This is a genomic window from Pseudanabaena sp. FACHB-1998, assembly GCF_014696355.1.
GTDB lineage: Bacteria > Cyanobacteriota > Cyanobacteriia > Pseudanabaenales > Pseudanabaenaceae > Pseudanabaena.
This window is the reverse complement of sequence record NZ_JACJQA010000028.1, coordinates 17,549-42,273: the sequence shown is the minus strand read 5'-3', so window position 1 is coordinate 42,273 and position 24,725 is coordinate 17,549. Positions and strand designations below refer to the sequence as shown.

Annotated in this window: 21 protein-coding genes and 1 tRNA gene; 10 read left to right on the top strand and 12 right to left on the bottom strand. The window is 43.7% G+C overall.

Translation table 11 applies throughout. The annotated features are described in order from the left end of the window. Positions 1-146: 146 nt before the first annotated feature. Complete coding sequence (locus H6F42_RS11665; RefSeq protein WP_190399539.1) at positions 147-1,841, top strand: CTP synthase; 1,695 nt, start codon at positions 147-149, stop codon at positions 1,839-1,841. Between the two features lie 281 nt (positions 1,842-2,122). Here H6F42_RS11665 and H6F42_RS11660 read toward each other — a convergent pair whose 3' ends face one another. From H6F42_RS11660 to H6F42_RS11625, 8 genes are all read right to left on the bottom strand, one after another. After that, a complete protein-coding gene (locus tag H6F42_RS11660) occupies positions 2,123-2,581 on the bottom strand; it encodes a chemotaxis protein CheW (RefSeq protein WP_190399538.1) in 459 nt (152 codons plus the stop codon). A gap of 61 nt (positions 2,582-2,642) precedes the next feature. Then, positions 2,643-5,858, bottom strand: a complete 3,216-nt coding sequence (locus tag H6F42_RS11655) for a hybrid sensor histidine kinase/response regulator (RefSeq protein ID WP_190399537.1) — start codon at positions 5,856-5,858, stop codon at positions 2,643-2,645. Between the two features lie 10 nt (positions 5,859-5,868). Continuing rightward, the gene (locus H6F42_RS11650) at positions 5,869-8,463 is read right to left on the bottom strand and encodes a methyl-accepting chemotaxis protein (protein WP_190399536.1); all 2,595 of its coding nucleotides are present in this window, start codon (positions 8,461-8,463) and stop codon (positions 5,869-5,871) included. A gap of 217 nt (positions 8,464-8,680) precedes the next feature. Beyond that, entirely contained in the window at positions 8,681-11,023 is a 2,343-nt protein-coding gene (locus H6F42_RS11645; protein ID WP_190399535.1) for a methyl-accepting chemotaxis protein, read from the bottom strand. Positions 11,024-11,106: 83 nt separating this feature from the next. Continuing rightward, a complete protein-coding gene (locus H6F42_RS11640) occupies positions 11,107-11,697 on the bottom strand; it encodes a chemotaxis protein CheW (protein WP_190399534.1) in 591 nt (196 codons plus the stop codon). 13 nt (positions 11,698-11,710) lie between these two features. Next, positions 11,711-12,076 carry a response regulator gene (locus H6F42_RS11635; protein WP_190399533.1) on the bottom strand — a complete coding sequence of 122 codons (366 nt, stop codon included), beginning with the start codon at positions 12,074-12,076 and terminating at the stop codon, positions 11,711-11,713. A 105-nt stretch (positions 12,077-12,181) separates the two neighbouring features. Next, entirely contained in the window at positions 12,182-13,396 is a 1,215-nt protein-coding gene (locus tag H6F42_RS11630) for a response regulator (protein WP_190399532.1), read from the bottom strand. A 977-nt stretch (positions 13,397-14,373) separates the two neighbouring features. Beyond that, entirely contained in the window at positions 14,374-14,709 is a 336-nt protein-coding gene (locus H6F42_RS11625) for a hypothetical protein (RefSeq protein ID WP_190399531.1), read from the bottom strand. 103 nt (positions 14,710-14,812) lie between these two features. On the opposite strand from H6F42_RS11625, the gene H6F42_RS11620 reads away from it, so the two are divergent. The 4 genes from H6F42_RS11620 (at position 14,813) to H6F42_RS11605 (ending at position 16,318) form a co-directional block, all read left to right on the top strand. Further along, the gene (locus H6F42_RS11620; RefSeq protein WP_190399530.1) at positions 14,813-15,067 is read left to right on the top strand and encodes a hypothetical protein; all 255 of its coding nucleotides are present in this window, start codon (positions 14,813-14,815) and stop codon (positions 15,065-15,067) included. A gap of 80 nt (positions 15,068-15,147) precedes the next feature. Further along, a complete protein-coding gene (locus H6F42_RS11615) occupies positions 15,148-15,681 on the top strand; it encodes an HNH endonuclease (RefSeq protein ID WP_190399529.1) in 534 nt (177 codons plus the stop codon). Between the two features lie 124 nt (positions 15,682-15,805). Beyond that, on the top strand, positions 15,806-16,195 hold the full coding sequence (locus H6F42_RS11610) for an alr0857 family protein (protein WP_190399528.1): 390 nt from the start codon (positions 15,806-15,808) through the stop codon (positions 16,193-16,195). Positions 16,196-16,244: 49 nt separating this feature from the next. Beyond that, positions 16,245-16,318: transfer RNA gene (locus H6F42_RS11605), tRNA-Phe, on the top strand. A gap of 38 nt (positions 16,319-16,356) precedes the next feature. Here H6F42_RS11605 and H6F42_RS11600 read toward each other — a convergent pair. Continuing rightward, positions 16,357-17,295, bottom strand: coding sequence for an NAD(P)-dependent oxidoreductase (locus tag H6F42_RS11600; protein ID WP_190399527.1), 939 nt, complete (start codon positions 17,293-17,295; stop codon positions 16,357-16,359). Positions 17,296-17,595: 300 nt separating this feature from the next. On the opposite strand from H6F42_RS11600, the gene H6F42_RS11595 reads away from it, so the two are divergent. Then, positions 17,596-18,804 carry an aminotransferase class V-fold PLP-dependent enzyme gene (locus H6F42_RS11595; RefSeq protein WP_347272304.1) on the top strand — a complete coding sequence of 403 codons (1,209 nt, stop codon included), beginning with the start codon at positions 17,596-17,598 and terminating at the stop codon, positions 18,802-18,804. Positions 18,805-18,922: 118 nt separating this feature from the next. Further along, a complete protein-coding gene (locus H6F42_RS11590; protein ID WP_190399526.1) occupies positions 18,923-19,528 on the top strand; it encodes a CPBP family intramembrane glutamic endopeptidase in 606 nt (201 codons plus the stop codon). Positions 19,529-19,670: 142 nt separating this feature from the next. Here the strand turns inward: H6F42_RS11590 and H6F42_RS11585 are convergent, their stop codons facing one another. Both H6F42_RS11585 and H6F42_RS11580 read right to left on the bottom strand, forming a co-directional pair. Continuing rightward, a complete protein-coding gene (locus tag H6F42_RS11585; protein WP_190399525.1) occupies positions 19,671-20,447 on the bottom strand; it encodes an NAD-binding protein in 777 nt (258 codons plus the stop codon). Between the two features lie 82 nt (positions 20,448-20,529). Next, the gene (locus tag H6F42_RS11580) at positions 20,530-21,864 is read right to left on the bottom strand and encodes a TrkH family potassium uptake protein (RefSeq protein ID WP_190399524.1); all 1,335 of its coding nucleotides are present in this window, start codon (positions 21,862-21,864) and stop codon (positions 20,530-20,532) included. A gap of 126 nt (positions 21,865-21,990) precedes the next feature. Here H6F42_RS11580 and H6F42_RS22125 point away from each other — a divergent pair, with 126 nt between their 5' ends. The 3 genes from H6F42_RS22125 (at position 21,991) to H6F42_RS11570 (ending at position 23,245) form a co-directional block, all read left to right on the top strand. Then, positions 21,991-22,116: a hypothetical protein gene (locus H6F42_RS22125; protein ID WP_277873856.1), complete on the top strand. Its 126-nt coding sequence runs from the start codon at positions 21,991-21,993 to the stop codon at positions 22,114-22,116. Positions 22,117-22,135: 19 nt separating this feature from the next. Then, complete coding sequence (locus tag H6F42_RS11575; RefSeq protein ID WP_190399523.1) at positions 22,136-22,519, top strand: hypothetical protein; 384 nt, start codon at positions 22,136-22,138, stop codon at positions 22,517-22,519. Positions 22,520-22,795: 276 nt separating this feature from the next. Next, complete coding sequence (locus H6F42_RS11570; protein ID WP_190399522.1) at positions 22,796-23,245, top strand: NAD(P)H-quinone oxidoreductase subunit N; 450 nt, start codon at positions 22,796-22,798, stop codon at positions 23,243-23,245. An 82-nt stretch (positions 23,246-23,327) separates the two neighbouring features. Here H6F42_RS11570 and H6F42_RS11565 read toward each other — a convergent pair whose 3' ends face one another. Beyond that, positions 23,328-24,677 (bottom strand): efflux RND transporter periplasmic adaptor subunit, encoded by a 1,350-nt coding sequence (locus H6F42_RS11565; RefSeq protein ID WP_190399521.1) that lies wholly within the window; start codon positions 24,675-24,677, stop codon positions 23,328-23,330. Positions 24,678-24,725 lie beyond the last annotated feature (48 nt).

Genomic DNA, 24,725 nt, shown 5'->3' with positions numbered 1-24,725 from the left:
TACTGAAAATAATGGCGGCGCGAAGCGCCGCCATTATTTTGGGGGAATAATAACTCAAGCGATGAGATGAGATTCCTGCTATATAATCACTTTGTTGAGCATGGTTGATGAAGCAAAAAACCATTGCATCCTAATAACGAAATTTTATGGCTAAGTATATCTTTGTGACTGGCGGTGTTGTCTCTAGTATCGGAAAGGGAATCGTTGCCGCAAGTTTGGGACGATTGCTTAAATCAAGAGACTATTCCATTGCAATTCTAAAGCTTGATCCCTATATCAACGTTGACCCCGGTACGATGAGTCCTTTTCAGCACGGGGAAGTTTTTGTCACCGAAGATGGCGCAGAGACCGATCTCGATTTGGGGCATTATGAGCGATTTACGGACACATCTATGTCCAAGCTGAGCAATGTCACCACTGGGGCGATTTATCAGGGTGTGATCAATAAAGAACGTCGTGGAGATTATCAAGGTGGGACGGTGCAGGTAATTCCTCACATCACCAATGAAATCAAAGAGCGTATTCATCGCGTGGCAAACAATGGCAATCCCGATCTCGTGATTGTAGAAATTGGTGGCACGGTCGGTGATATTGAATCTTTACCATTTATCGAAGCGATTCGACAGTTTCGTAAGGATGTGGGGCGACAAAATGTGGTGTACATGCATGTCACCCTGATGCCTTGGATTGCCTCCGCAGGGGAAATGAAAACCAAGCCCACCCAGCATTCCGTGAAGGAATTGCAATCCGTGGGGATTCAGCCCGATATTCTCGTATGTCGGAGCGATCGCCCCTTGCCTCAAAACATCAAAGACAAGATTTCTGAATTTTGTAATGTGTTGCCTGAGTGCGTGATGACAGGGCAAGATGTCAAGAGCATTTATGAAGTCCCCTTGGCGATGGAGCGTGAAGGCTTGGCGGAACAAGTGCTGCGCCTACTGGGGATGCAACAACGTCAGCCCGATCTTCGCAGTTGGCAAACCCTTGTAGAGCGCCTATACCGTTCTGAGCATCAGCTAGAAGTGGCGATCGTCGGTAAATATGTACGTTTGACCGATGCCTATCTCTCGGTAATTGAAGCCCTTAAACATGGCGCGATCGCCTTAAATAGCAATGTCAATTTGCGGTGGATTAATTCCGAAGACATTGAAGCCTATGGAGCCGAGAAATTCCTGAAGGATGTCCATGCGATCATCGTTCCTGGAGGATTTGGACATCGGGGGGTTGATGGTAAAGTGGCGGCGGTCAAGTATGCGCGGGATCATCAGATTCCCTTTTTAGGACTCTGTTTAGGAATGCAATGTGCGGTAATTGACTGGGCTAGAAACGTAGGGCAGCTTGCCGATGCCAATAGTGCTGAATTTGCGCCCGAGTCAAAAAATCCAGTGATTCACTTACTTCCAGAACAGCAGGATGTGGTTAATCTTGGTGGCACAATGCGTTTAGGTCTCTATGCCTGTCGTCTTGCCCCCAATACACTAGTGCATCAAATGTATAAGGAGTCAGTCATTTACGAACGCCATCGTCATCGCTATGAGTTCAATAATTCTTACCGATCGCTCTTTTTAGAGTCAGGCTATGTGATTAGTGGCACTTCTCCCGATGGGCGCTTAGTTGAAGCGATCGAGTTACCGAGTCATCCTTATTTTATTGCTACTCAATTCCATCCTGAGTTCCAATCTCGTCCTAGCAGTCCCCATCCACTATTTCAAGGTTTAGTGCAAGCGGCACTAAATTTGCAAAAGCAAAGGCTAGCTAATAGTCATGAATCTGATACCTCTTCCATTACCGAAGAAATTGTCGAAGCAAAACAAGAGTTTGCTTCAGCGACATCCACGTAATACCAAATGAAGAAATGGCGTAGCCATTTCTTCATTTTAAAAACCTTACTGGGTTTGGTTTTTATAGCTGTGGTCAGTCTTGTTAGGACACAAAACCAGAAGACGAGTTGCGGCGCGAAGCGCCGCAACTCGTTTCTTGGGTTTTGATTTGTCCTAATGCAAGTGACCACAGCTATAAATCACAAAAGTGTTGCCACACTTTCGTGATTTGGTATAACATCAGCGAATTAGGGTGATTTTTGAAGTGGCGGCTTGATGCGCTGCCACTTCAAAAATTTGGATTATGAAGCCATTTTTAAAAGTAATTCGCCATCTAATAGAAAGACCGTTTGCAGTTGTTCAGATTTGCGGATGGAGACTTGCATCATGTGGCTAGCGATACCAAGCGTATCGCGATCGCGATATTCTGGTGGCACAGGCTGCAAAAGGCTTAACGGGACATCTTGGACGTTCGGTAAGGAGGCGATCGTAATTCCATACCAACTTTGCCGACCTGCAAAAATGACCAAAAATCCCTTTGAGATTTGTGATTCTTTCCCATAAATCCGTTTATAGAGATCGATTACTAGAACTTCTCGACCCTCATAGGTAGCAATTCCCAATAACTTGTCACCACTACGGTGAATTTGCGGCAAAGGAATAATCCGAATCACACTATCGATCCCCATCGCGAGATGGAGATTTCCCATTGAGAAGATCAGGAACTTGAGTGTTTCTTCTTTTTTTTGATTGATAAGCATGGTTAATAACTAAGGCGAAGGAACCGATTTTTTGGTCGTGGCAAAGCTACGCCAAAAAAATTTACAAGTCTTGAATGGTTTTGATCAGATCTTGCTCAAGGTAAGGCTTGGTTAAATAGCCTGTAGCACCAAGCATTTTTGCGACTGCACGATGCTTATCGCCGCTACGGGAGGTGAGCATCACAATGGGAACTTCGGCAAAGCGGCTCTCCTTGCGACAGGCGGTTAAAAATTCAAAACCATTCATATTGGGCATTTCCACATCACATATTACGCTTTGGATCTCTGGGGATCGAGATAGCTGATTGAGAGCCTCACGTCCATCGCTGGCTTGGATAACCTGATAGCCAAACTTAGACAGGGTAAGATAAAGCGCCTGTCTTGCCGTCAGAGAATCATCAACAATGAGTATGGTTTTGTATTTAATTGGTTTAACTTTAAGTGCTCTACTTCCCGTAGTATCTTCATCAAGCTTACTAAAATCGCTAACAGGTACTGTGGTTGGAGAATTGAGCGAAAGTAATACCGTACTATCTATTACTGGTACAAGGGTTCCATCTCCTAAGACCGTACAACCATAGAGATAGGGCGGTGGGGCGATCGCTTTGCCAAAGGGTTTAATCGCTAGTTCCTGTTCGCTAAGTACGCGATCAATTGGAATTGCAAACGGGTTATTCCCATCCGCAAATAATAGGAGCGTCGTCTGATTCTCTTCGCCAAAGTCATCGACATTTACTAAGTCCAATTTTTTTTGCGGCAGAGGATAGCCATCCGCAAATATAGAAGTTGGGTAGAGCGGAACTAGCTGATTTTCTAAACGGAAAAATTCTTTGCCTTGAATAATTTGAATAGTTTCGGAGTCAACAGTAACAATCCCTAATAGAGAGTCCACGGCGATCGCCATGAGTCGGTCTTGAACGCTAAAAATTAGAAGCTTAGCAATACTGAGAGTCAGAGGTAATTTAATTACAAAGGTCGTGCCTTGACCTAACTCTGACTTGATTTCGATCGCTCCCTTAAGGTTGCGGACTTGCTCTTGGACTGTGGACAGCCCCATGCCCCGCCCCGAAAGCTCGGAGACTGTCTCCGCCGTGGAGAAGTTGGGCGCAAATAAAAATTGGTAAACTTCTTCTTGACTTGCCTCTTCTGCTTGTTCTGGCGTGATCAGCTTTAAGGCGATCGCTTTCGCTTTGACTTTTTCGACATCAATACCATGTCCATCGTCTTTGATCTCGATATAAGTGAGATTGCCTCGATAGTAAGCACGGATTTCAATGGAAGCAATCACTGGCTTACCTCGATCCAATCTCTCTTGCGTCGTCTCAGTACCATGATCAAAGGCATTTCGCACTAAATGGACAAAGGGATCATAGAGTCTTTCGAGTACAGATTTATCAACTAACGTTCCTGTCCCAAATAGTTTTAAATTGACCTGTTTATTATATTTATTCGACATTTCCCGCACCATGCGGGGCAGGCTGGTGAGGATATCGCCGAGGGGTAACATTCTTGACCACAGCAGGTCATAGCGCAATTGTTTAAGGATTTGTTGTTTGCGGCGTTGGGTTTGTTGTTTTTGCTGCATTAAAACCGTCATATCCCGCATTCCTTCATCCATTTGCGCGATTTCTTCAAGGGCTTCTTGAATGAAACTATGCAAGCGGTTGTAAGAATCCATTTGTAATGGATCGAAATCTGCTAATAGATTCGATGAATTAGGCAAAGTCTGGGATTGGAAATTAGTATTAAAGGCTGTAAGTTGTGAAGTAACTGCACTAAAGTCTTGGGTTTTGACCTGCGATCGCTGCGCTTTATCGAGCCAAGTTTGGAGATTTTTGGAGAGATGATCGAAACCTTTAAATTGTTTTTGTAGGCGTTCAATTTTGGCTTGTAGTTGTTGATTTTGTAGAATCGAAGCATTTTCTTGAGTTACCAATTCGCTAGATGAATTATTTAAGCGATCGAGCCTACTCAAATCAACTTTTATGGTTTCCGAAATATAGGGGGCTACATTTTCGGGAGCCTTAACTGTTGTTTTGGGATCTACAGTTTTGATACTTGCCTTTTTGTCAATCTCTTTGTCAATCTCTTTGTCAATCTCAATAGCACTAAATATGGAATCTAGCTCCTCCAATTTGGATGCTTCAATACCACCCGTTTCCTGCTCTGGAAGAGTTTGGAAGTCTTCCGTTAAAATATCAAAGTTCTGATCTAATAGGTTGTAGTCTAAATTATTAAAATCATTCTGATTATCATAACTCTGAGGTTCTCCAATTAATTCATCAAGTTCATCAAGTTCATCAAGTTCATCAAGTTCTTCAGTTGATTCTAGTAACTCCAGACTGTAATTATCTTCAAACTGATTAGATTCTAGAATCGAATTAATTTCATCAAAATCGGCAAAAGTATCCAAATCCACTGATTCAATTAGGCTATTATTTTCTGAATCAGGAAGTTGAGATAGGGTGGAGACGGCTTCGCTATCTACAGGCGTAGGGGGGGCAAGGGCAATTAATTCAGCACTAGGCTGACCGCCATCAGTGCGATCGCCTGCTAAAACCTGAGCGCGTGCTGCTTCAAAATTAGCCACAGCCACTTTGCCCACCAATACAGGATCATCAAGATGATTTTCTAGAGCCTTAATCGTGGCGTTGGCGATCGCCTTAAATCCCGCTAAATTTAGTAATTCACCAATGCCGCTAAATACTTCCACTTGCGCTCTAATTTCTCCCGTGACAGGAACCCCTTCGGGATTAGCGAGGACATTTTGGAGACGTAAGATCCCCTGCTGCACATCACCCTCAAAGACAATCTGCACGATGTCCACCCCTAATTCGGCGGCGGTAGGTAACTCCGCATCTTCATCCACACTGCCAAAATAGAGACTGAGCACTTCAAAGATTGGCTCTGCGGCTTCTAGGGCAACCTGTTCGCTATATCGACCTGTTTGAATTTGCTCTAATAGAGGTATGCGTAAACAGTCATAGGCTTGGAGGAGTAAGCCTTCGACATCGGCATCAATTTCGCCTTCGTAACGATAGAGCGATCGAAAAATGTCCTCTAAGCGATGGGCGATCGATTTAATTCCTTCAAAATTAAGACTTGCGGAACCTCCCTTAATCGAGTGCGCCGCCCGCATAATTGAGTGAATATTATTAGTGCTGAGGTCATTACGCAGGGAGAGGAGCCCAGTTTCAATTATTTGCAAAAATTCAGGCGCTTCTTGCTTAAAAAATTGATATGCCTGATCTTGGATTTCTGTTTCTGTGCTGTACATAGAGACTATCCTAGTTAACTTTAAATTGAGAGACGCTAACCTGTAGCTCTTGAGCAACCTGTACTAACTCCTTAAATGCTTCACTCATATCCTTGGAATACTCCGAGTTAGAATTAGCGATCGCCGCTACGTTTTGAATGGTTTGGCTGACATCTTCCGAGGTTTGGGACTGAGCCGAAGCAGCTTGAGCAATTTCTCGGACAAGTTGGTTAACTTGCTGACTGGAAGTCGCGATGTCAGACAGCTTTTGCCGAGTTTCTTCCACTAAGTGAGAGCCATCATTAACCTGTTGCGTACCCACACCCATGGCTTTTACAAGTTCATTGGTCTGGGCTTGGATTTCTTCGATCAACTGGCGAATTTCCGTGGTTGCTTTTGCCGATCGCTGGGCAAGGGCGCGGACTTCGTTCGCAACTACGCCAAAGCCTTGTCCTTCTTCTCCCGCACGGGCTGCCTCGATGGACGCATTCAGCGCTAACATATTCGTCTGACTGGCAAAGCCGCTAATTAGCTTGACCACTTTCGAGATCTTTTGCGAAGCTTCTCCCAATTGCTGTACCTTTTCGGCGGTTTCCGATACGGTTTCACGAATTGCGTTAAAACCTGCGACCGTACTATTCATCGCGGCATCCCCTTCGATTAAGGCTTGGTTAGTAGATAAAACCTGAGATTCTGCTTGAATGGCTCGATTTTCTACACCAGCGATGGATTCCGTGAGTTCGTGAATACTCTCTAAGACTTGGACGATTGCCGCGACTTGTTCCGATGCGCTTCCCGATACGATTTGCATAGTCTTTTCGTTTTGAGAAACGTTATGCAGGAATGATTGGGAAGCTTTTTGTACTTCTAATACCAGTTTTCGCAGGTTTCTGATGGTGGAGTTATAGGAATCCGCGATCGTGCCAATTTCATCTTCTGTGACCTTAGCGCGAAGGGTTAAGTCACCGCGACTAATGGGATCTACTTCGATCAGCAATTCGAGCGCTCGCTGTTGCAAAGATTCCTTAGCTTGGCGCTGCTCTTGGATGCGTAACTCTGCCTCAGTTTGGACAACCTCCTGTCGGGCGATCGCAATCCGCTCGGCTTCCATCTGCTTCTCAGCGATCAGTACTTCTAGCTGCTCTGCCATTTTGTTTAGCTCTTGAGACAATACGCCAATTTCATCGCGGCGATCGTCTTCCATGAGGCGTTCTCCTGTTTCACCCTGTCCAATTTTTTGGGTGAAGACCGATAAACGACTTAAGGGTCTCGCAAAAGAAGCAGCCACCAAAATCCCGATCGCACTAGCGACCACAATGGAAATAATGGCGATCGCATAGCCTGCATTGGACAAACTCGATAAAAGCTCCTGAATTTCTAAGATCGGACGACCGACATAGGCAATTCCCACTGGCTTAGCAGAGGGATTGAGGAGTTTACGATGGTCGTATAAAGGGGCGTAAAAAGTTAAGTAATTAGTGCCTGTAATATTCGTTTCGCCCACATAGGATTGTCCTTCCTTCAGCACCGCATCAGAAACTTCACGGGCAGATCGAGTCCCGATCGCCCGAGTTTTATCGCTCTTTTTAGAACTGGGGTTAACGTAGGGAATGTTAGTGGCTACCCGCCAATCTTGAGCAAATATCGTTGCTGTTGGCATGTTATAGCGTTTGGTGAATTTATCCACGATGCCATAGTTACGGTTAAGCAAAGCCCCGACTACAGCTGTACCCACGACCTTCCCTTTGATTTTAATCGGGTAAACCGCCATACTCACCAGCCCTGATTTGCCCTGTTCGATTTCATAGGTTCCTGTGGGTGCTGGCTGCTTGGATTCAGGCAATCCCTCGGTAATTTGGGGGCGGATACCGATATTTGCCTGTTTGTCTAAACCTAAAGCTTGCAGATCCGCAGATTTGACTAATTCGATGCCATACATCGGCTTACCAGATTCGATCGCACTTTTGATAATCGGTAAATTCGCCAAATTGCTACCACTTGGCACAACATCCTGTTTGTAGGACTGGGGTACGAGTTTGTCTGATTCTTCAAGTAAGGGGAATTTTGTGAAATCTTCCTTGAGAATGAGGGTGTTCCCTTCGATGCTGCGCCCACGATTATCGGTAATTAACTTGATGTTCTTAATGGATTCAGGATCAATATCTTCGCTACTTACCTGCAATAAAGGCGGTAAAATCGTTCGCTTAGCTGTTAGCTCGTTAGGATCACTCAAGTCCAGATTGGCTCCTTCAATGGACTTAGCGATCGCTTCAGCATCACGCCGACTTTCCGAATTTGTCCACATTACATATTCCGATACAAAGAAAGAACCCTTTTCTTTAACGGAGGTTTTTAATTCTTTAAGAGCAGATTCCTCTGAGGATTTCACGAGGGTTTGGGTTACTAATAATACGGGAATTCCCGAAGTAAATAGCAATACAATTGATAATTTCCAACCTACGCCCAAATTATTCCACAAGCTCAAAGGAAGCTTCCAAAAAGGCGCTTTGGGTTTAATCCTGCTATTGTGCGTGACTTTAATAGTTGCGGCGATGCTTGCGTCAAGGGATGCTGTTGACGATTTATCTTCAGATGGCGGAATCTCTGGTTTATCTTTAAGTAACATAATCTTCTGTATTTAAACTTTGTTTTAGTCCTAGCAAACAGGACTTTCTCTAGTTAGGACTGTTTGCTAGGTTTTTAGAGCGTGTTTGAGAAGTTTTTTACCCCCTCTAACTCCCCCTTGAAAGGGGGAGAATTCAGGTTTCCCCCCTTTCAAAGGGGGGATTAAGGGGGGTAAAAGCAGAAATTTATGATAGATAGGAGACTTCTCAAACATGCTCTTAAGCAACCTTGAACTGAGCTACGCTAACTTGGAGATTTTGAGCCACTTGTAGCAGTTCCGAGAAAGATTGCGCCACATCTTCCGATTGTTTTGATGTATCCTCAGCGATCGCCGCAATACTTTGCATGGAATCACCAATGCGATTAGAAGCCTTAGTTTGGGTATCAGCAGCCGTAGCGATCGCCTGCACAAGGGAGTTAACCTGCTTACTTACTGTCGAAATCTTGGTCAATTTTTCCCGTGCATTTTGGACGAGTTTCGTTCCTGATACCACCTGCTCCGTACCAGTTTCCATCGCCGCTACCACCTCATTAGTTTGAGCCTGAATCTCTTCTACGAGTTGTTCAATTTCTGCTGTGGAGTTTGCTGACTGTTCCGCAAGGTCACGCACTTCTTCGGCAACTACACTAAAGCCACGTCCCTCTTCACCAGCGCGGGCGGCTTCAATGGCGGCATTCAGTGCTAAAAGATTTGTCTGAGCCGCAAAGTTACTAATCAGGTTCACAATGCGGGAAATTTTTTGAGATGTTTCGCCCAATCGCTTCACTTTTTTCGCTGTTTCCGAAACCGTCTCCCGAATTTCTGAAATTCCCAATACGGTACGGTTCATCGCCTCATCACCTTCTAGCAAAACCGTTGCGGCAACTTGCATTCCCTGCTCAGCTTGCTTCGCCTTATCTTCAACACCTCGGCTAGACTCCGCCATCTGCTTGATTTCTTGGAGGGCGAGGTTAATCGAAACGGATTGCTTAATCGCTTCATTGGACACCGATCGCACTGACACCTCATTATCACTAGCGGTTTGAGTTACCGACTGAGTAGCCGACTGTACTTCCAATACCAATTTTCTCAAGTTACGGATAATTGCGTTGTAAGAGTCAGCGATCGTTCCCACTTCATCGGCAGTTACGTTCGCGCGAATGGTCAAGTCACCTCGACTTACAGGATCTACTTCGATCAGTAGTTCCAAAGCCCGTCGCTGTAACATTTCCTTTTCTTGCTTTTGTTCCTCCGCCCTCGCATCGGCTTCCGCTCTCGCTTCTTTTCGAGCATTTTCCAGTCTTTCGGCTTCTTGCTGTTGGGCTTCACTTAAGTATTTAAGTTGCTCCACCATCCCGTTGATGTTGCTCGAAAGAGTACCTAGTTCATCATCTCCTAATACCTCTAAGCGCGTATCGAGATCCCCTTGCCCAATTTTGGAAACGACTTTAGCCGCCTCTTGAATTGGTTTGACCGCCCGATTAGCGATAATTGCCGCAATAAAGCCCACCAACAAAGCCGTAAATCCAGTTCCTGTCGCAATAGTGATTAACAAATCTCTTTGGGGCTTAAACGCAAAACTGGTGTCGATCGCAATAATTACTCCCATATTGAGGTTAGGCATATTGCGATAATTAGGCAATGGCACATATGTTACTAACTGTTCCTTGCCATTAAAGCGATCGGTATCTACGGTAGTAAGTGCGGTTTTATTGTTAATTGCTTCAGCCAATTTCGGAAAGTCTTCTTGAGATTTACTATCTTCCTGTGTTTTTTCCGTTGCCAAAAAGATTTTGCCAGTAGCATCAATTAAATGGTATTCATCCTCATCGTTGACACTGGTTTTAATGATTTCGGTCAAATTTTCGATGGGCATTCGCGTGCGTACCACCCCAATAAATTTATCAGAGTTAACTTCCTTGACAGGCGCGGAGATAAATAGACTAACTCGCTTAGTCACCGTAGAGCGTCCCGGTTGACTTACAAAAGGCTTGCCTGTGGCAAGAGCATTTTTAAAGAAATCACGTTCTTTAATATTTGAGGCAGGATCGGCGGTAATCGTAGAACGAATTGGGGTACTGCCATCTAAATCCGCAAAGGCGATTAGGTTATACACCCCATAGGTTTTCGCATAATCATTTAAGATTGACTCTCGCTCAGCTTGAGGCATTACCGCCTGTACCTTGCGATTGGTCAATATAGGGTGATTAGCTAAAACTTGGATATCGCCATAGCGGTCATAAATAAATTGATTGAGCTTACCAGCGATCGCATTAGTTTTCTGTTGTTGGGTATCTTGCACCCGTTCATCTAGTGACCGACTAGAGAATAAATAGGCTGTGCCACCGATTAAAAGTACGGGCAAAGTACCAATTAATACCGCCAATATAGTTGTTTTTGTCCGTAAGCCAAGCGATCTCCACCCCCCTTTCTGTCGCTTAGGTTCTACTAAGTTATCCGATGATTTGAGCAAATCTTCTAAAGAAATAGGAGAGTCGGGACTTCCTTCCAGAAAATCATTCTTATTGTTGCTCTGGGATGGTTCAGACTGATTTTGCGATTGATTATCTTTGGTCAACATGGTTATTACTTTAAACAGATTTAATAGGTTTAGTTATTTAAATAAAAAACAAGTCCCCGTCTTCACAGAGATGTACTAATGTACTAACGAGAACACACAATCTGGGCGATCGCGTTCCCATCTAGCACCAAAAAAGTTTCATTTTTATCACTTAGCCAATATCCTCGACAAGCCTGCATTGCAGCTTGATTAGCAAAGCCCAGATTTGCGGGTTGAATGCTCGATGGCTCACAGCGCACCATTTGCCAGACCTTCGCAACCGCAAAGCCCAGTACAGTATCCTGACTACGCAAAAAGATGATATGGCACTTGTCTTGGAAATTTCCCAAATTATATTCCTGTGCATACAGTGGCTTGTCACCCAGCATACTAGCGAGATCCACCACCCAAATTACATCGCCTCGCCAGTTGTAGATCCCCATGACACTAGGGGAAGCTAAACCTGCGATCGCCGTAATTTGGGTGAGATTGACATTTACAATTTCCAGCAACTGCTTGGTGGGTAACAGAGCTTTTTGAGTATTTGTGGGGCTATTGGTAAGGGAAAATGCCAAAAACTGCTCAGTCGATTGATTAATCGCTGATTTTGCCAATTTCTTAGAACTGGCTTGAGAAGTAGCTTGAGAAGTAGTTTTAGAACTAGCTTGAGAACTGCTAAGTATTTGTGAGGTCACGGCGATCGCGCTCCTAATCCTTAACTAACAACTTAATGGTGCGGACAAGCTCCGCAGTATCAATTGGCTTGGTTAAATAAGCCGCAGCCCCTTGCTTCATTCCCCAAAATTTGTCCATCTCTCCCGCCTTAGTCGAGCAAAGCACAATCGGAATATCCTTAGTTTCTGCCTTATCTTTAAGATCGCGACATAGCTCAAAGCCACTCTCATTAGGCAATACAACATCTAACACAATAGCGCTAGGTTTTTGTTGATTAATTTTGGTTCTAGCTTCTTCCCCATTTGTTGCCAAAATGGTTGTAAAACCAGCATTTCGGAGACTCCCTGTAATAATCTCAGCTTGAGTCATGGTGTCTTCAACTACTAAAATTATACTCATACTAAAAAACGTTCCTAATCTTGATATTTATCGCGGTATTTATTGGATTTGACCTTAACAGAAATTGAATAATAAACTCCCAATTAAAGCTTTAAAAGAATTCAATTATTCAGCCTCGGCATTCTTCAAAAACTTACGCAGTATTTGTAATACTTTGCTGGGATCGGGAGGCTTACTTAGGAAATCTGAAGATCCAGACATCTTTGCTCGTACCCGATCAATCATTCCATCCCGTCCAGTCAAAATGACTATGGGAATCTCCTGAAATGTGGTGGTTTTGCGTAAAAATGTGCATAGCTCATAGCCATTAGTATTCGGCATGATTAAATCCAGAAAAATCAAATCTGGCTTCCGCTCTAGCAAAGTACTAACGCTTTGCAATGGCTCAGTAATTGCCAATACCTCATAACCTAAAGGCTCCAAAATTCGTCGCATCTCTACGCCAACTTGAGGACTATCATCAATACAAGCAATTAATCCTCGATTGGGAAGTTTGACAGGCTGGCTGGGAAGCTTCCAATTGGGAGAAGCCCAATCTTGAATTTCGCGAAAAGCTACTATCCCATCCACGACAAAGGGTAGAAGCGATCGCATCACCGCAATCAGTGAGCAATGCATAATGATTGCCAAATCCCAGAGAGTATTTGTCCCGTTCAAGATTTTTTTGAGGCTCTGGTAAGTCTTGCTAGAAATAGCATCAGCATCAAGCATGATCTGTAACTGATCAGGTTTAGCCACATAGGGAGCCAAGTCAAAGGAGAAGCCTTGAATCATGTTCTGCACATGGGAAAGCCCCGACTGTTGCCATTTTTGTTGAACTACCACAATATTATCTAGGGTTTGCATCGCCGAAAGCGCCACAATCGGCTTAAATGGTAAAGCCTCTAAAGGTTTCCATGAAGATTTTGGTTGCTTCTGCTCACTCAAGCTATAAAAAACCTCATGGATACTAGCCTGAATAACTGCTCGCGCTTGCTCGGTTGTAAGCTGGTGTTCTTGAATAGCTTTTTCGATTACTTTTAATTCCCAAGCTTCAACCGTAGGATCGGCATTGTCTAGTAGATTTTGAATATTGACATTTTGTGAATGTTGACGGATTGCCCGAGCAAGCCTGCGGACACGATGTTTTCCACCCGTTGCATATACTAACCTTCCAAGATAAAAATATATGTTCCAATTCGGCTCTACTCCAAGTTCGTCAGTAACTACAAGTTCACCAGTAGCCTGTTGAAACAGTACATGTAGATGCTTTAAGTCTTGGATAAACTTTGGGGTTTGGTAAGTTGATGTATCCACTGGAGAAAGTTTAGTTAGTAGCATTTTATAGAAATTGAAAACAAAAAAATCATCGAATCATAAGTACTAATTATCAATATGATTTTTTCTTGAAAAAATTATAGGTAAATCTTAAGTCAAGCTATATAGCAATCCTAAATGAGTGATGAGAAACAGGAGCCTGTAACAAGTTACTTAAGCCCCTTGCATTTCCCACAAATAATTTAAGAGAGTGCGCTCCAAAAGGATATACTTTCTCAAATTATTTATGATTGCTATATGCAGTAATCTCTAAAACTAGTTGACTGCTTTAGTCTTTAATTTAAGCCTATAACTATACTATATTGAATACCCTTATTGTCTGATGATGAAATAATTGTTTAAGATTATCTTATAAGATTACCCAAAAAATAGTTGTTTAAGTCATCCACCTAACTATCAATTTGTCTATTGATATTGTCTTTCTTAAGGGAATTTTATTTTTAGGTAATCAATTCACCGAAAAGCATTATCAGCTAGCTGCAATTTAACCAGAATTTAAATATAGCAATCCTATTTCATTTGTGAGAGAGGGAAGAACATCTCACTTTGGAACACAAGCATAAACCAAGGAGCTTAGAGCGTGTTTGAGAAGTCTCCTATCTAGCATAGATTTCTGCTTTTACCCCCCTTAATCCCCCCTTTCAAAGGGGAGAAACTTGAATCCTCCCCCTTTCAAGGGGGAGTTAGAGGGGGTAATAAACTTCTCAAACACGCTCTTAAGCTCCTTGGTTTAAGCTTGTGTTTCTGCTCACTCATTTACTCCTTCCCAAGTAAATAAATTATGGAGAAATTGGACAAATCAAGGAAGTATTTTTTAAGCTGTATTTAATGGGGATTAATAATATTATTTGTGGCAATTTGTTGAAATATAAAATAGCTTTGGCAGAGAATTCATTGCTATTAAAAAATTTATGTCTAAAAAACATCCACTTATCTTTTGCCTTGCGACAAGAAGGGACGCTATGCGTCCCTTCTTAGTTTTAGAAACTGCCTATACTCAAGGAAACCCAATCGCCACTAGTGGTTAAACCTAAAAACATAGAATCTTGCGATCGGATTTCTTTGCCTGTAATCGCGCAAGCTTCATTCCTTTGGGCGATCGCGGTAACACTGGCTCGAATTTGGTCGGCAACAATGCGCTTTGGACTGGGGCTTGATTGGCTATTAGCCACGTAATCCCACAACACTCCCCTAATTAATGACTGATAGCCTTGCCCTCCCGCAAGCTCCTTGAGCTTTTCTTTTAATTCACGCTCTAGGCGAATGCTGGTGACCTCCATTTCCGTGGTAGCAGGCATTTGATGTGTCGATTGCATAATTTCCTCCTAGCGAATTGACAAAATGAGTTTACAAATTTAGATATTCGTGTTTATACTACAAGTGTAGTACGAGTTTCTCCATAATTCCAAGTACATTCCCATGAAATCCTATTTGCCCATCGGTCTCGCTCAAATCAAATATGCCCAAGATTGCTTACAAGCTGCATCTTTGGGCATAGCCAGATTTGTGATGACTTTTGCAGATAGAAGTTCTATTTGGGGCGATCGCGGGAATTCAGATTTTAATTTGAGCTTTAATTTAGGCTTTAATTTGGCAATTAAAGCACGCAATTTTATTCATCCAGAGACCTATCGAATAAGCGGGAGGTACAGGCAGATCGCTGTACCGACATAACGACTAGAGATTTTCCAGTCCTTTGCCCCCGCTTTCGTCAATTCGAAAGTAGGGGCTTTTTTTATTGTGAGGAGAAGTCAATGCAATCCATTAATCAGTATGAACCAGATGTCTTGAGGCGAACGGTAGTAGTATTTTCGCAAAACTATTTGCCAGTGAGTCGTATCAATATCAAACGGGCGATCGCTTTGCTGGTCACAGGTCGGGCTGAACCCTTAGAACTAATGAGCCAACAAACTTGGCAAGTAGTTTCTCCCAGACTCGTTTTGCAAGTGCCAGAACATATCCGTCTGACGCTCACGAAATCAGAACGATTTTGGCGAGTTCCCCCCGTCGCCCGTAGAGAAATTTTGCGCCGTGACAATCACACTTGCCAATATTGCGGCAGCACTAAAAAGCTGACGATCGATCACGTCATTCCCCGTGCTAAGGGTGGTCTGAATACTTGGGAAAACGTAGTCATTGCTTGTGAATCTTGCAATCAACGCAAGGGCAATCGCACTCCCCATGAAGCAAATATGACTTTGCGAACTAAGCCCAAAGCTCCCATGCATCCTACTGTTGCCTTTGCGGAGCAATTCTGGCGATCACAACAAAAAAATAATAGTGAATAGGATTGCAGTTCTCCCATGAGCCACCCTCATGGGAAAACCGCAATCCCCATTCTAATCAGGTTTTTGAGCTTTAATTTTGCCGTAGGCAAAACTAAAGCCGCAATACTTAGGAGCAGTAAGCACCATGTTGAAACTCACTTACACGGAATCAGGATTGCATTTAGAGAGATTGGATGTCTCGCTGGAGGAGTTTGTCACCAATCGGACGCTACTCTGCTTACGTTCTGGCATATCGCTGCACATCGAAGCTAGTCGAGCGGCGTTTCTCCTGACTGCCGATATGGTGGAATTAGCCTTTCTCCAATCTGCTATTTCTCACTATCCATCCAGTGCGATCGCTATTGATCGAGTAGATAACCAATATGTTGAAGTTTGCTTTAGCGGTACTTGGCTTGCCAGTAATATTAGTGCCGAGGAAGGAACTTTGGTTAGTGCTTTAGGCGATCGCGTGGAGTTCTATTTATACAAGCTGTGGGAACTCAGTGAATCCTCGCTAACTTTCGCTAGTTTTTAATTTCGCTAGTTTTTAATAAAGAAGCGCTTAGCGCTTCTTTATTAATCTTCCCTTGGTAGCTCAGTTGGTAGTAGCGCCTGTCTGAACAACAGGAGGTCGTCAGTTCAATTCTGACCCAAGGGGTTTTCTTAGAGAAATAGCGGCGCGAAGCGCCGCTATTTCTATTTTTGAACTTCGGCTAGTAAATTTGCTAGGCGAGGATATTTGGAAACTAAACCAAAGGTTTCGGGTGAGACAACATCATAGGTGAAATGTCTTTGGGCTATGCAAAAACGATCCCATTCCGCAACTTCGATCCGAAATAACTTGATTACTGCATCGACTAAAAATGGAGTCAGTTCAAATTGCCACCTAACTTTTAAATTGAGAAATTCACAGAATTGGGTGATTAAATCCTGTACGGTTAAGCGCTGCATCCCCAAAACTAGGCGAGCGGGCGAATCGGGAACTGAGGTTGTGATTAGCAAATGGGTAATAATTTGGGCAATATCACTGGCATGGACAAAATGGAAACTGCCATCAGCCTTTAAAAATCGCGCATAGGGAACGTATTTGAGAATATCCTTAAGTCCTCTGGAAAGATGGGAATAGGGTTTATCCTTTGCGCCGCCAAAAACTAGGGTCGGAAATACGGTGATGAGGCGATCGCGAATAATCGAATTTTCCAGAGTTTCTAAACAAGCGTGTTTGGAAGCGATGTAGGCTGTGCCGAACTTTCCTGCTTCGGGAATAATTTGATTATGGGAATCGAGAATACTTGCAGTAGAGAAATAAATGGCGCGTTCACAGACCTGTGGATCGAGGGTAGAAAATAGCTCAATGGTTTTATCACGATTGACCATAAAGGCTTCCTCCCCTCCCCAACCTGCGGCGGTACTCACGACAAATTCCATCGTGCGGAGCAGGTCGCGATGTTTGCCAATATTTTGCATAGAGTCTTCGATGATATGCACATTGGGGCGATCGCTTAGATCAATCTGCAATTTGCGGCGATCGCGCACCAGTAGATATAGCTCATAATCAGTTTTCGCTAAAAGCTCCTCGATTAGATAGTGACCTACACAACCACTCGCACCAGTAATAAAAACTTTTTTGGGCATTCTCTTATTAACTCTTCAGTAAAATTTTTGCATAAATAAAGCGCTTAGGGATCTACGACTTAATTAAGAACCAATTTTTAGGCGGCGCGGCGAAGACGCGCCGCCTAAAAATTGGTTCTTGATTTTACGGCTAAGCCCTTTACCGCGCTTTATTAAAGATGTGGTCTGTCTCATTGATTCGTTATAGCGATAGAATTAAGAAGTAGCTGAATATTTTTGTGGGAGTTAGTTTTGATTTCTTCAGCAGCAATTGTCAATCATCTAGAGACTGATACTTTAGGGAGCGATCGCGAACGGGAACTGTCCGCGCATCGATCGCACTTTCCTGCTTTAGGGATCGAAAACCGTACCTATTTTAACTACGGTGGTCAGGGGGTTTTATGTGGGGCAGCCTTAGACTCGATTACAAAGAATTTTCAGCATATCGAGACTTTAGGCTGTTTTTCCAATGCCGCAGGGGATTGGATGATGTCCGAGTATGATGCAACCAAGGCGGCGATCGCCCAAGAATTTCAAGTTAGTTCCAATACGATTACGCTCACCGAAAATACGACGGTGGGTTGCAATATTGCGCTATGGGCGATCGATTGGCAACAAGGCGATCGCCTCTTACTAAGTGACTGTGAACACCCCGGAATTATTGCGGGTGCTGTCCAAATCCAAAAAAGGTTTGGCATCGAAATTGACTATTTCCCACTCACTAATACTCTTAATGCTAGTGCTGAAGGCGAAGATAGCTCTCAGGTTGTAGATTTGCTAAGACAGCATCTCCAACCCCAAACAAGGATGGTGATGCTGAGCCATATTTGTTGGAATACAGGGCAAGTAATCCCCCTAAAGGCCATGGTCAAAGCTTGCCACGATCGCCCCTACGATCAGCATATATTTGTGGCGGTAGATGCAGCGCAGTCTGTGGGAGTTTTGCCCCTTAATCTCGATGACATTGCCGCCGATTTCTATGCTTTTACTACCCATAAATGGTGGTGTGCGCCTCTAGGCTTGGGCGCTTTGTATATTCATCCTGAAATTTTTGACGAGATTGAGCCTGTGTTTGTGGGATGGCGGGGACTGACGGGTAAAGCGCCCATCCCACAATGGAAGCGGGATGGTGCTAAGTTTGAGGTGGCAAGCTCGACCTATACTCTTTATGAGGCTCTCCGCCTTGCGATCTCCCATGCAAATAGTTGGGGCAATCAACAACAACGCTATGAACGTATTTGCCAATTGAGCCAAGTTTTATGGCAGAGTTTAGAGGCTTTACCGCATATTACTTGTATTCGGCAAGTTGCCCCAGAGTCAGGATTGGTATCTTTTAAAATTGATCAAACTGTTGCTAAAAATGCGATCGCTCAAAAGCCCAATGCGGCGATCGCTCGACAATTAGAATCTGAACAACAAATATTTATCCGTGCCTTACCACATCCCGATTGTCTAAGGGCTTCTGTCCATTATTTAACAACGATCGCTGATATTAATCGCCTTGTCTCTTCGCTCGCCTCTTTGGCATAAGCAGGGATTTAGTTTTTAATTCACAAAAGTGTGCCCACACTTTTGTGAATTGGTATAAGTTAAGTCAAATCCCTATCCATTAAACTAAATTAAATTAGATATTTCAAAAGCTGTCGCCATGTCTCTATTTTCACAAGCTCCCACCCCAAAACCAGAAAAAAAGAATGAAGTTTTATCGCGATCGCAAGTCCTAATTGCGATCGCAGTAACCGCAATTATTTTTTTAGGAATCTCTAAAGGATGGGTGTATCTTGCCGATATTCGGATGGTTCCCCTCTATTGGCAGCCTGAACATGGGGCGATCGGCGTAGGTATTGGTTTTGGAGTTGCTTTACTCAGTAGCCTTATTTATGAACTATGGGAAAGCTATCGGATTGCGGCTCAGGAATATTTAGAAATGGTACTCAAGCCCTTAGAGCCGATTGATCTAATTTGGTTAGGCTTATTACCAGGATTAAGCGAAGAAATGTTATTTCGGGGTGTGGCTTTGGCGGCTCTTGGCATGAATGGACTGGCTCTCATTATCACCAGCGTGGTGTTTGGGGCGTTGCATATGGCGAGTACTAAGCATTTGTCCTATACGGTTTGGGCGATCGCGGTGGGGATGATGCTGGGCGCAGTGACGATCTATACGGGTAATCTCCTATCCGCGATCGTGGCTCATGTTTTGACCAATTCCCTCTCAGGCGTAATCTGGAAATGGAAACAGTCCCACGCAGTATAGCTGTCGGCACTGGTATTAAAACGGACACAAAAACCCAGAAGCGAGTGGCGGCGCTTCGCGCCGCCACTCGCTTCTGGGTTTTTGTCTTACCAAGACTGGCGACATCGATAGAAAAATAGCGGCGCATTGCGCCGCTATTTTTCTATTTGAGCTTTACTTCGGAGGAACGGTGTAAGGGGAGGTGGGTAGTTACGGAGCTACCGTCAGGATTAAATAAATCACAGGAAATCGGCAGACGGCTAATATTTTTATTGCTGCCAATCACCACGATCGCCGAACCTTGTAGGAGCTTTTGATTAGGATCGGGATTAATTTCAAACTTTTGATCTTGGCTGACGGCTATCACACTTACCCCATAATAAGCACGCAGCTTTAATTCCAAAATCGTTTTATTATGAAATTCTTCGGGAACCAAAACTTCCACAATACTATTGTCGGGATCTAGCTCAAAGCGCTCTAAAATCCCCCTCTGAGTCAGCGATCGCGCTAAAGCACAACCCATTTCGGCTTCAGGATAAACGACCAGATCAGCACCCACCTTTTTGAGCAAAGTCCCATGCACCTCCGAAGAAGCCTTCGCGACTACATGCTTGACTCCCGCTTCCTTCACATTCAAAGTCGTGATGATACTTTCTTCTAAGAAATTTCCGATCGCCACAATTACTGTGTCAATTTCTAAAATGCCTGATTCTTTTAAAGCGAGTGGATTTGTGGAATCTAGCTGGATACAATGCGCCGCCAAATTTTCTGCTCGTAATTGGCTGACCCGATCCTCATCTTTGTCCGCCGCTAATACTTCATGCCCTAAGCGATCGAGTGTAAAACATACAGCTCTACCAAAGCGACCTAACCCAATTACTGCAAACTGCTTATTTTCAGGACGCAGGCTACGAAAAAAGCTTAAAGAAGATATATCCACGAAAATTTCCTTGTTTTTACAATAATTAAAGAATAGTGTGAGGCGGCGCTTGTCGTCGTCTCACACTATTCTGGTCTTTTTTTTAGCCCACTAGCATTGACTCTTGAGGGTATTTAATCAAACTAGGTCGGGGTTCAGTAAATATTGCTGCCATTAATAGTAATACGCCAACTCTACCGATATACATTGTGGCAATTAGCACCAATCTACCTGCTGGCGATATGGATGCGGTAATGCCCGTAGATAAGCCCACCGTCGCGAAGGCGGAAGTTGCTTCAAAGAGAATATTAATAAAGCCCAAGTTGCGATCGGTCATGGAAAGCAATCCCGTAGAGCAGATCACCGTAAACAAAGAACCGACAGCCACACCCACAGCTTTTAAGATCAATCCATTGGGAACTTGTAATCTATACAAATTAACTTGATCACGACCCTGTAGCGCCGCACCCGTACAGCTTGCCAAAATCCTCGCTGTGGTAGTTTTGATGCCTCCGCCTGTACTTCCGGGACTTGCCCCAATAAACATTAAGGCGATTGTAATAAATATTCCTGTGACTGTCATTTTGCCATTGTCAATGGTATTAAAACCTGCGGTGCGCGTAGTCACCGACTGGAACCAAGCACCCACAATCTGATCGAATAGGGGCAGATTTCCTAAAGTTTCGTTATTATTAAATTCGGTTAACCAGAAAAAGATCGTTCCGAAAAGGAGCAGGGCGATCGTCGTGCTAGTAGCTACGCAAAAGGTCAAGCTAAAGGAGATGTAATCACGATTGCGCGAAAATTTAGTTCTTAACCACAGATAGCCCTCTAAAATCACCTGATAGCCAATTCCACCAAAGATAATAAGCAAGCCAATAATAATGCTCACCATTGGCGTATTAACATAACTCATCAAGTTATCGGTAAATAGGCTAAATCCCGCATTATTAAAAGCATTGACGCTATGAAAAATGGCTTGCCAAACGCTGTCGGTAAAGCTCATTTTTTGAAGGAAAATTGGCAATAGGGCAAATACGCCTGTCAGCTCAAATAACATAGTCACAGCGATGATGGACTGGACTAATTGCAGACCTCCGCGAATTCCGGGGGTATCTAAGGATTGTTGCAAAGTGACTTTCTCGCGTAGGCTAAATCTCCGCCCGATTAGCAGGAGGAGGATTGAGGTTGCGGTCATATAGCCCAGTCCACCTATTTGGACTAGTAAGGTTAAAAACAACTGTCCCCAAAAGGAGTAGAATTTGCCGACATCAACTACGGATAAGCCTGTGACACAGACGGCTGAAGTTGATGTGAATAAAGCGGTAATTGGATCTGACCATGTGCCATTGCTAGAAGATAGGGGCAGCATTAACAAGAAAGTGCCAAGGGATATGACAGCAAAAAAACCAAGACAGATTGTTCTAGCAGGGTTCACATTTATCTCCGCGATCTACTGAAAATAATTTTATAGCGATCGCCGATCGAGTTTTGTAAAACTTACATCTCTGATACCCAATCACAAAATGACATAGCCATTTGGTGATTCTAAAAACCTTCTCTTATGGCAAAAGTAGAGTTGGGGCGCTTTGCGCCCCAACTCTACTTTTGCAAATTGGTATTAACCACACCCCAAGGCGGAATTGCAACCTTAGTTAAGAGTGTTACGATCGCTACCAGCCAACAATAAGATATAGGGACAAAACAACATGAAATACTACACATTTGGCAACTTACCCAATGGCTCAGGCGGCGATGGCGATCGCTGGTCGGGTTTGCGCTTTTGGCTCACAACTCTATTGGTTTTCTGGATCTTTAGTGCGATCGGGCTAGGTTGGTTAGTTAAGTCATTGTTTGTTTTGGTTGGGTTAATTACAGTTGTCCCTATAATTGCTTTTTTCGGTTTGCAATGGTGGGTTAAGCGCAGCATTGTAACTGCCGATTGTCCTATATGTGATACTAACTTTACGGCTTCAAGAGCCAGTCAATTTCAATGTCCTAACTGCGGTGAACCATTGCAAGAGCAACAGCAGAAATTTGTGCGGATTACACCCCCCGGCACTATTGATATAGATGTACAAGTTGTCGATTAGCAAATTTTTGATAAAGGCGGTGCGAAGCGCCGCCTTTATATTTTTAAAGATTTTTTGGATAACCAGGTTTTATAGCTGTAGTCCCTGACATTAGAAGCGAGTTGCGGCGCTTTGCGCCTTAACTCGCTTCTTGGGTTTTAAGACAGAGTGAGAATTATTGCGGAAATTGGTAAACCTTTCAATCAATATGATAAGGATGCTTTAAGTATCATTTTGCTTTCTAGGTATAAAATACTCATAGCTCTATATATTTAGCGTTCAGCATAGGATGTCACCATGCCATTGATTGCAACCGACAAGATTGTCAAAGACCTCGAAAAAGCAGGGGCTTTAGCAATGTTAGTGCCGCCTGAAGGTGGTTATGAAGGTCGTTACCAACTCCGACTCAAAAATGCAGGGTACGAGATTCTTTTCATTACGGCGCGTGGCTTGGGTGATGTGAATAGCTACCTCACAGGTGTCCATGGTGTGCGTCCCTCTCACCTTGGCAAGACCGAAATTCGCACCTATTTCATTCCTCCTTCAATCCAATTTCGCCTCAATGCTTTACCAGCTAAATCTAAGGGTTTAGTGGTGTGGCTGATTGAAGGTAAATATCTGTCTAAAGAGGAATTAGAAACCCTGAGTCAAATCCCCGATCGCGATCCTCGCGTAAAAATTGTGATCGAAACAGGCAGTGGTCGTGAAGTCACTTGGCAACCACTTAAACAGGCCGTTGCTGCCTAATTAATCGAAAGGCGTTGCATCACGCCGCCTTTCGAGTGCAAAAAAAAGGAGTCGCTAGCGACTCCTTTTTTTATGGTTTGGTTTATGGTTTGGTTTTGGTGTCGGGTAGTTTGACGAATATGCGATCGCCAGACTTTACACCGCTCAAAATTTGGGTTTGATTTTCTACGGTTGTGCCAATGGTGACGGCTTGGAATTTAGGCTTACCATTTTCATCAGCAATCAATAATCCCGTTTTGCCTTCCTGAGTGACGATCGCCACCGTTGGCACAACCAGAGCATTATCAAGACGCTGACCGATAAACCGTAAATCTGTATTCATGCCTGATTGCAATTTATCTTTGCCAGTTTCCAAGGTAACGCGCACTTGGAACGAGGTAACATTTTGCTCAAGAACCGCTTCGGGGGCGATTAAGCGTACCTTCCCCTTAAAGACCTCCGAAGGAAAGGCATCGGCAATAATTTCTACTTCTTGACCAATTTTGATCTGCGAAATGTCAACTTCAGGAACTTTCGCGATAACTTCTAAACCATTGGCGATCGCCACAATTGAAGTAGAGGTGGAGGAATTAGTCGAAGAAGCTGTAGTTGTAGGAGTTACGAACGCGCCAACATTAGCGTATTTCTGGGTAATAATTCCTGAAAAAGGAGCGCGAATAATCGTATCTTCAATTTGGACTTCGATAATCCTAATCCCCGCGATCGCTTGGGCTAATTGCGCTTCAGCTTGGGCAACATCTTCAAAACGGCTCCCATTGCGTACTTGCTCAAATTGACGTACCGCTTCTACGAGATTAGCCTCGGCAGTAAAAACTTCCGCTTGCGTGCTGCGATCATCAGTAATCACCTCGTCAAGGCGATCGCGAGAAATGGCTCCTTCGGTCTGTAAACCTCGGTAGCGGGAAGTTCGTAAATTATTTAGAGCAAGACGCGATTTTGCGGCTTCTAAACGCCCTCGCGCCGACTCAATTCTCGCTTGCGCTGCCGCAATATCTTCAGGGCGGTTACCATTGCGTAATCTCACTAAATTCGATTCGATCGCCGCCGCATTGGCTTGGGCTTGATAAAGCTGAGGGATTAGGTTGGAATTATCCATTCTGGCAATTACCTGCCCCTTCGTCACTCGCGCACCCTGTTCCACTAAAAGATCAACGAGTTTGCCCGCTTGTTTAGGACTGATATTCACCGTTTCCACAGGAACAACGGAACCACTCGCTTTGATCTTAATTGGTAAAGACTTCGACTCAACCATCTCAGTTTTGTCATTAACTTTATTAGCATTAGAGCTTGCTCCTGTAACGGCTCTAAATATTAAAAAACCGCCCCCTAATACAACAACTAACAAAACCCCCAATAACCAAGGTCTTTTGAATTTATTTTTGGGGCTAAGAGTTTCTTTTTTCTCTTGGATGGAAGTAACTGTAGTTGACATTGAGATTTGGTTTGACAAAACCTTAGCAATATGAAAATTAAAATCTAA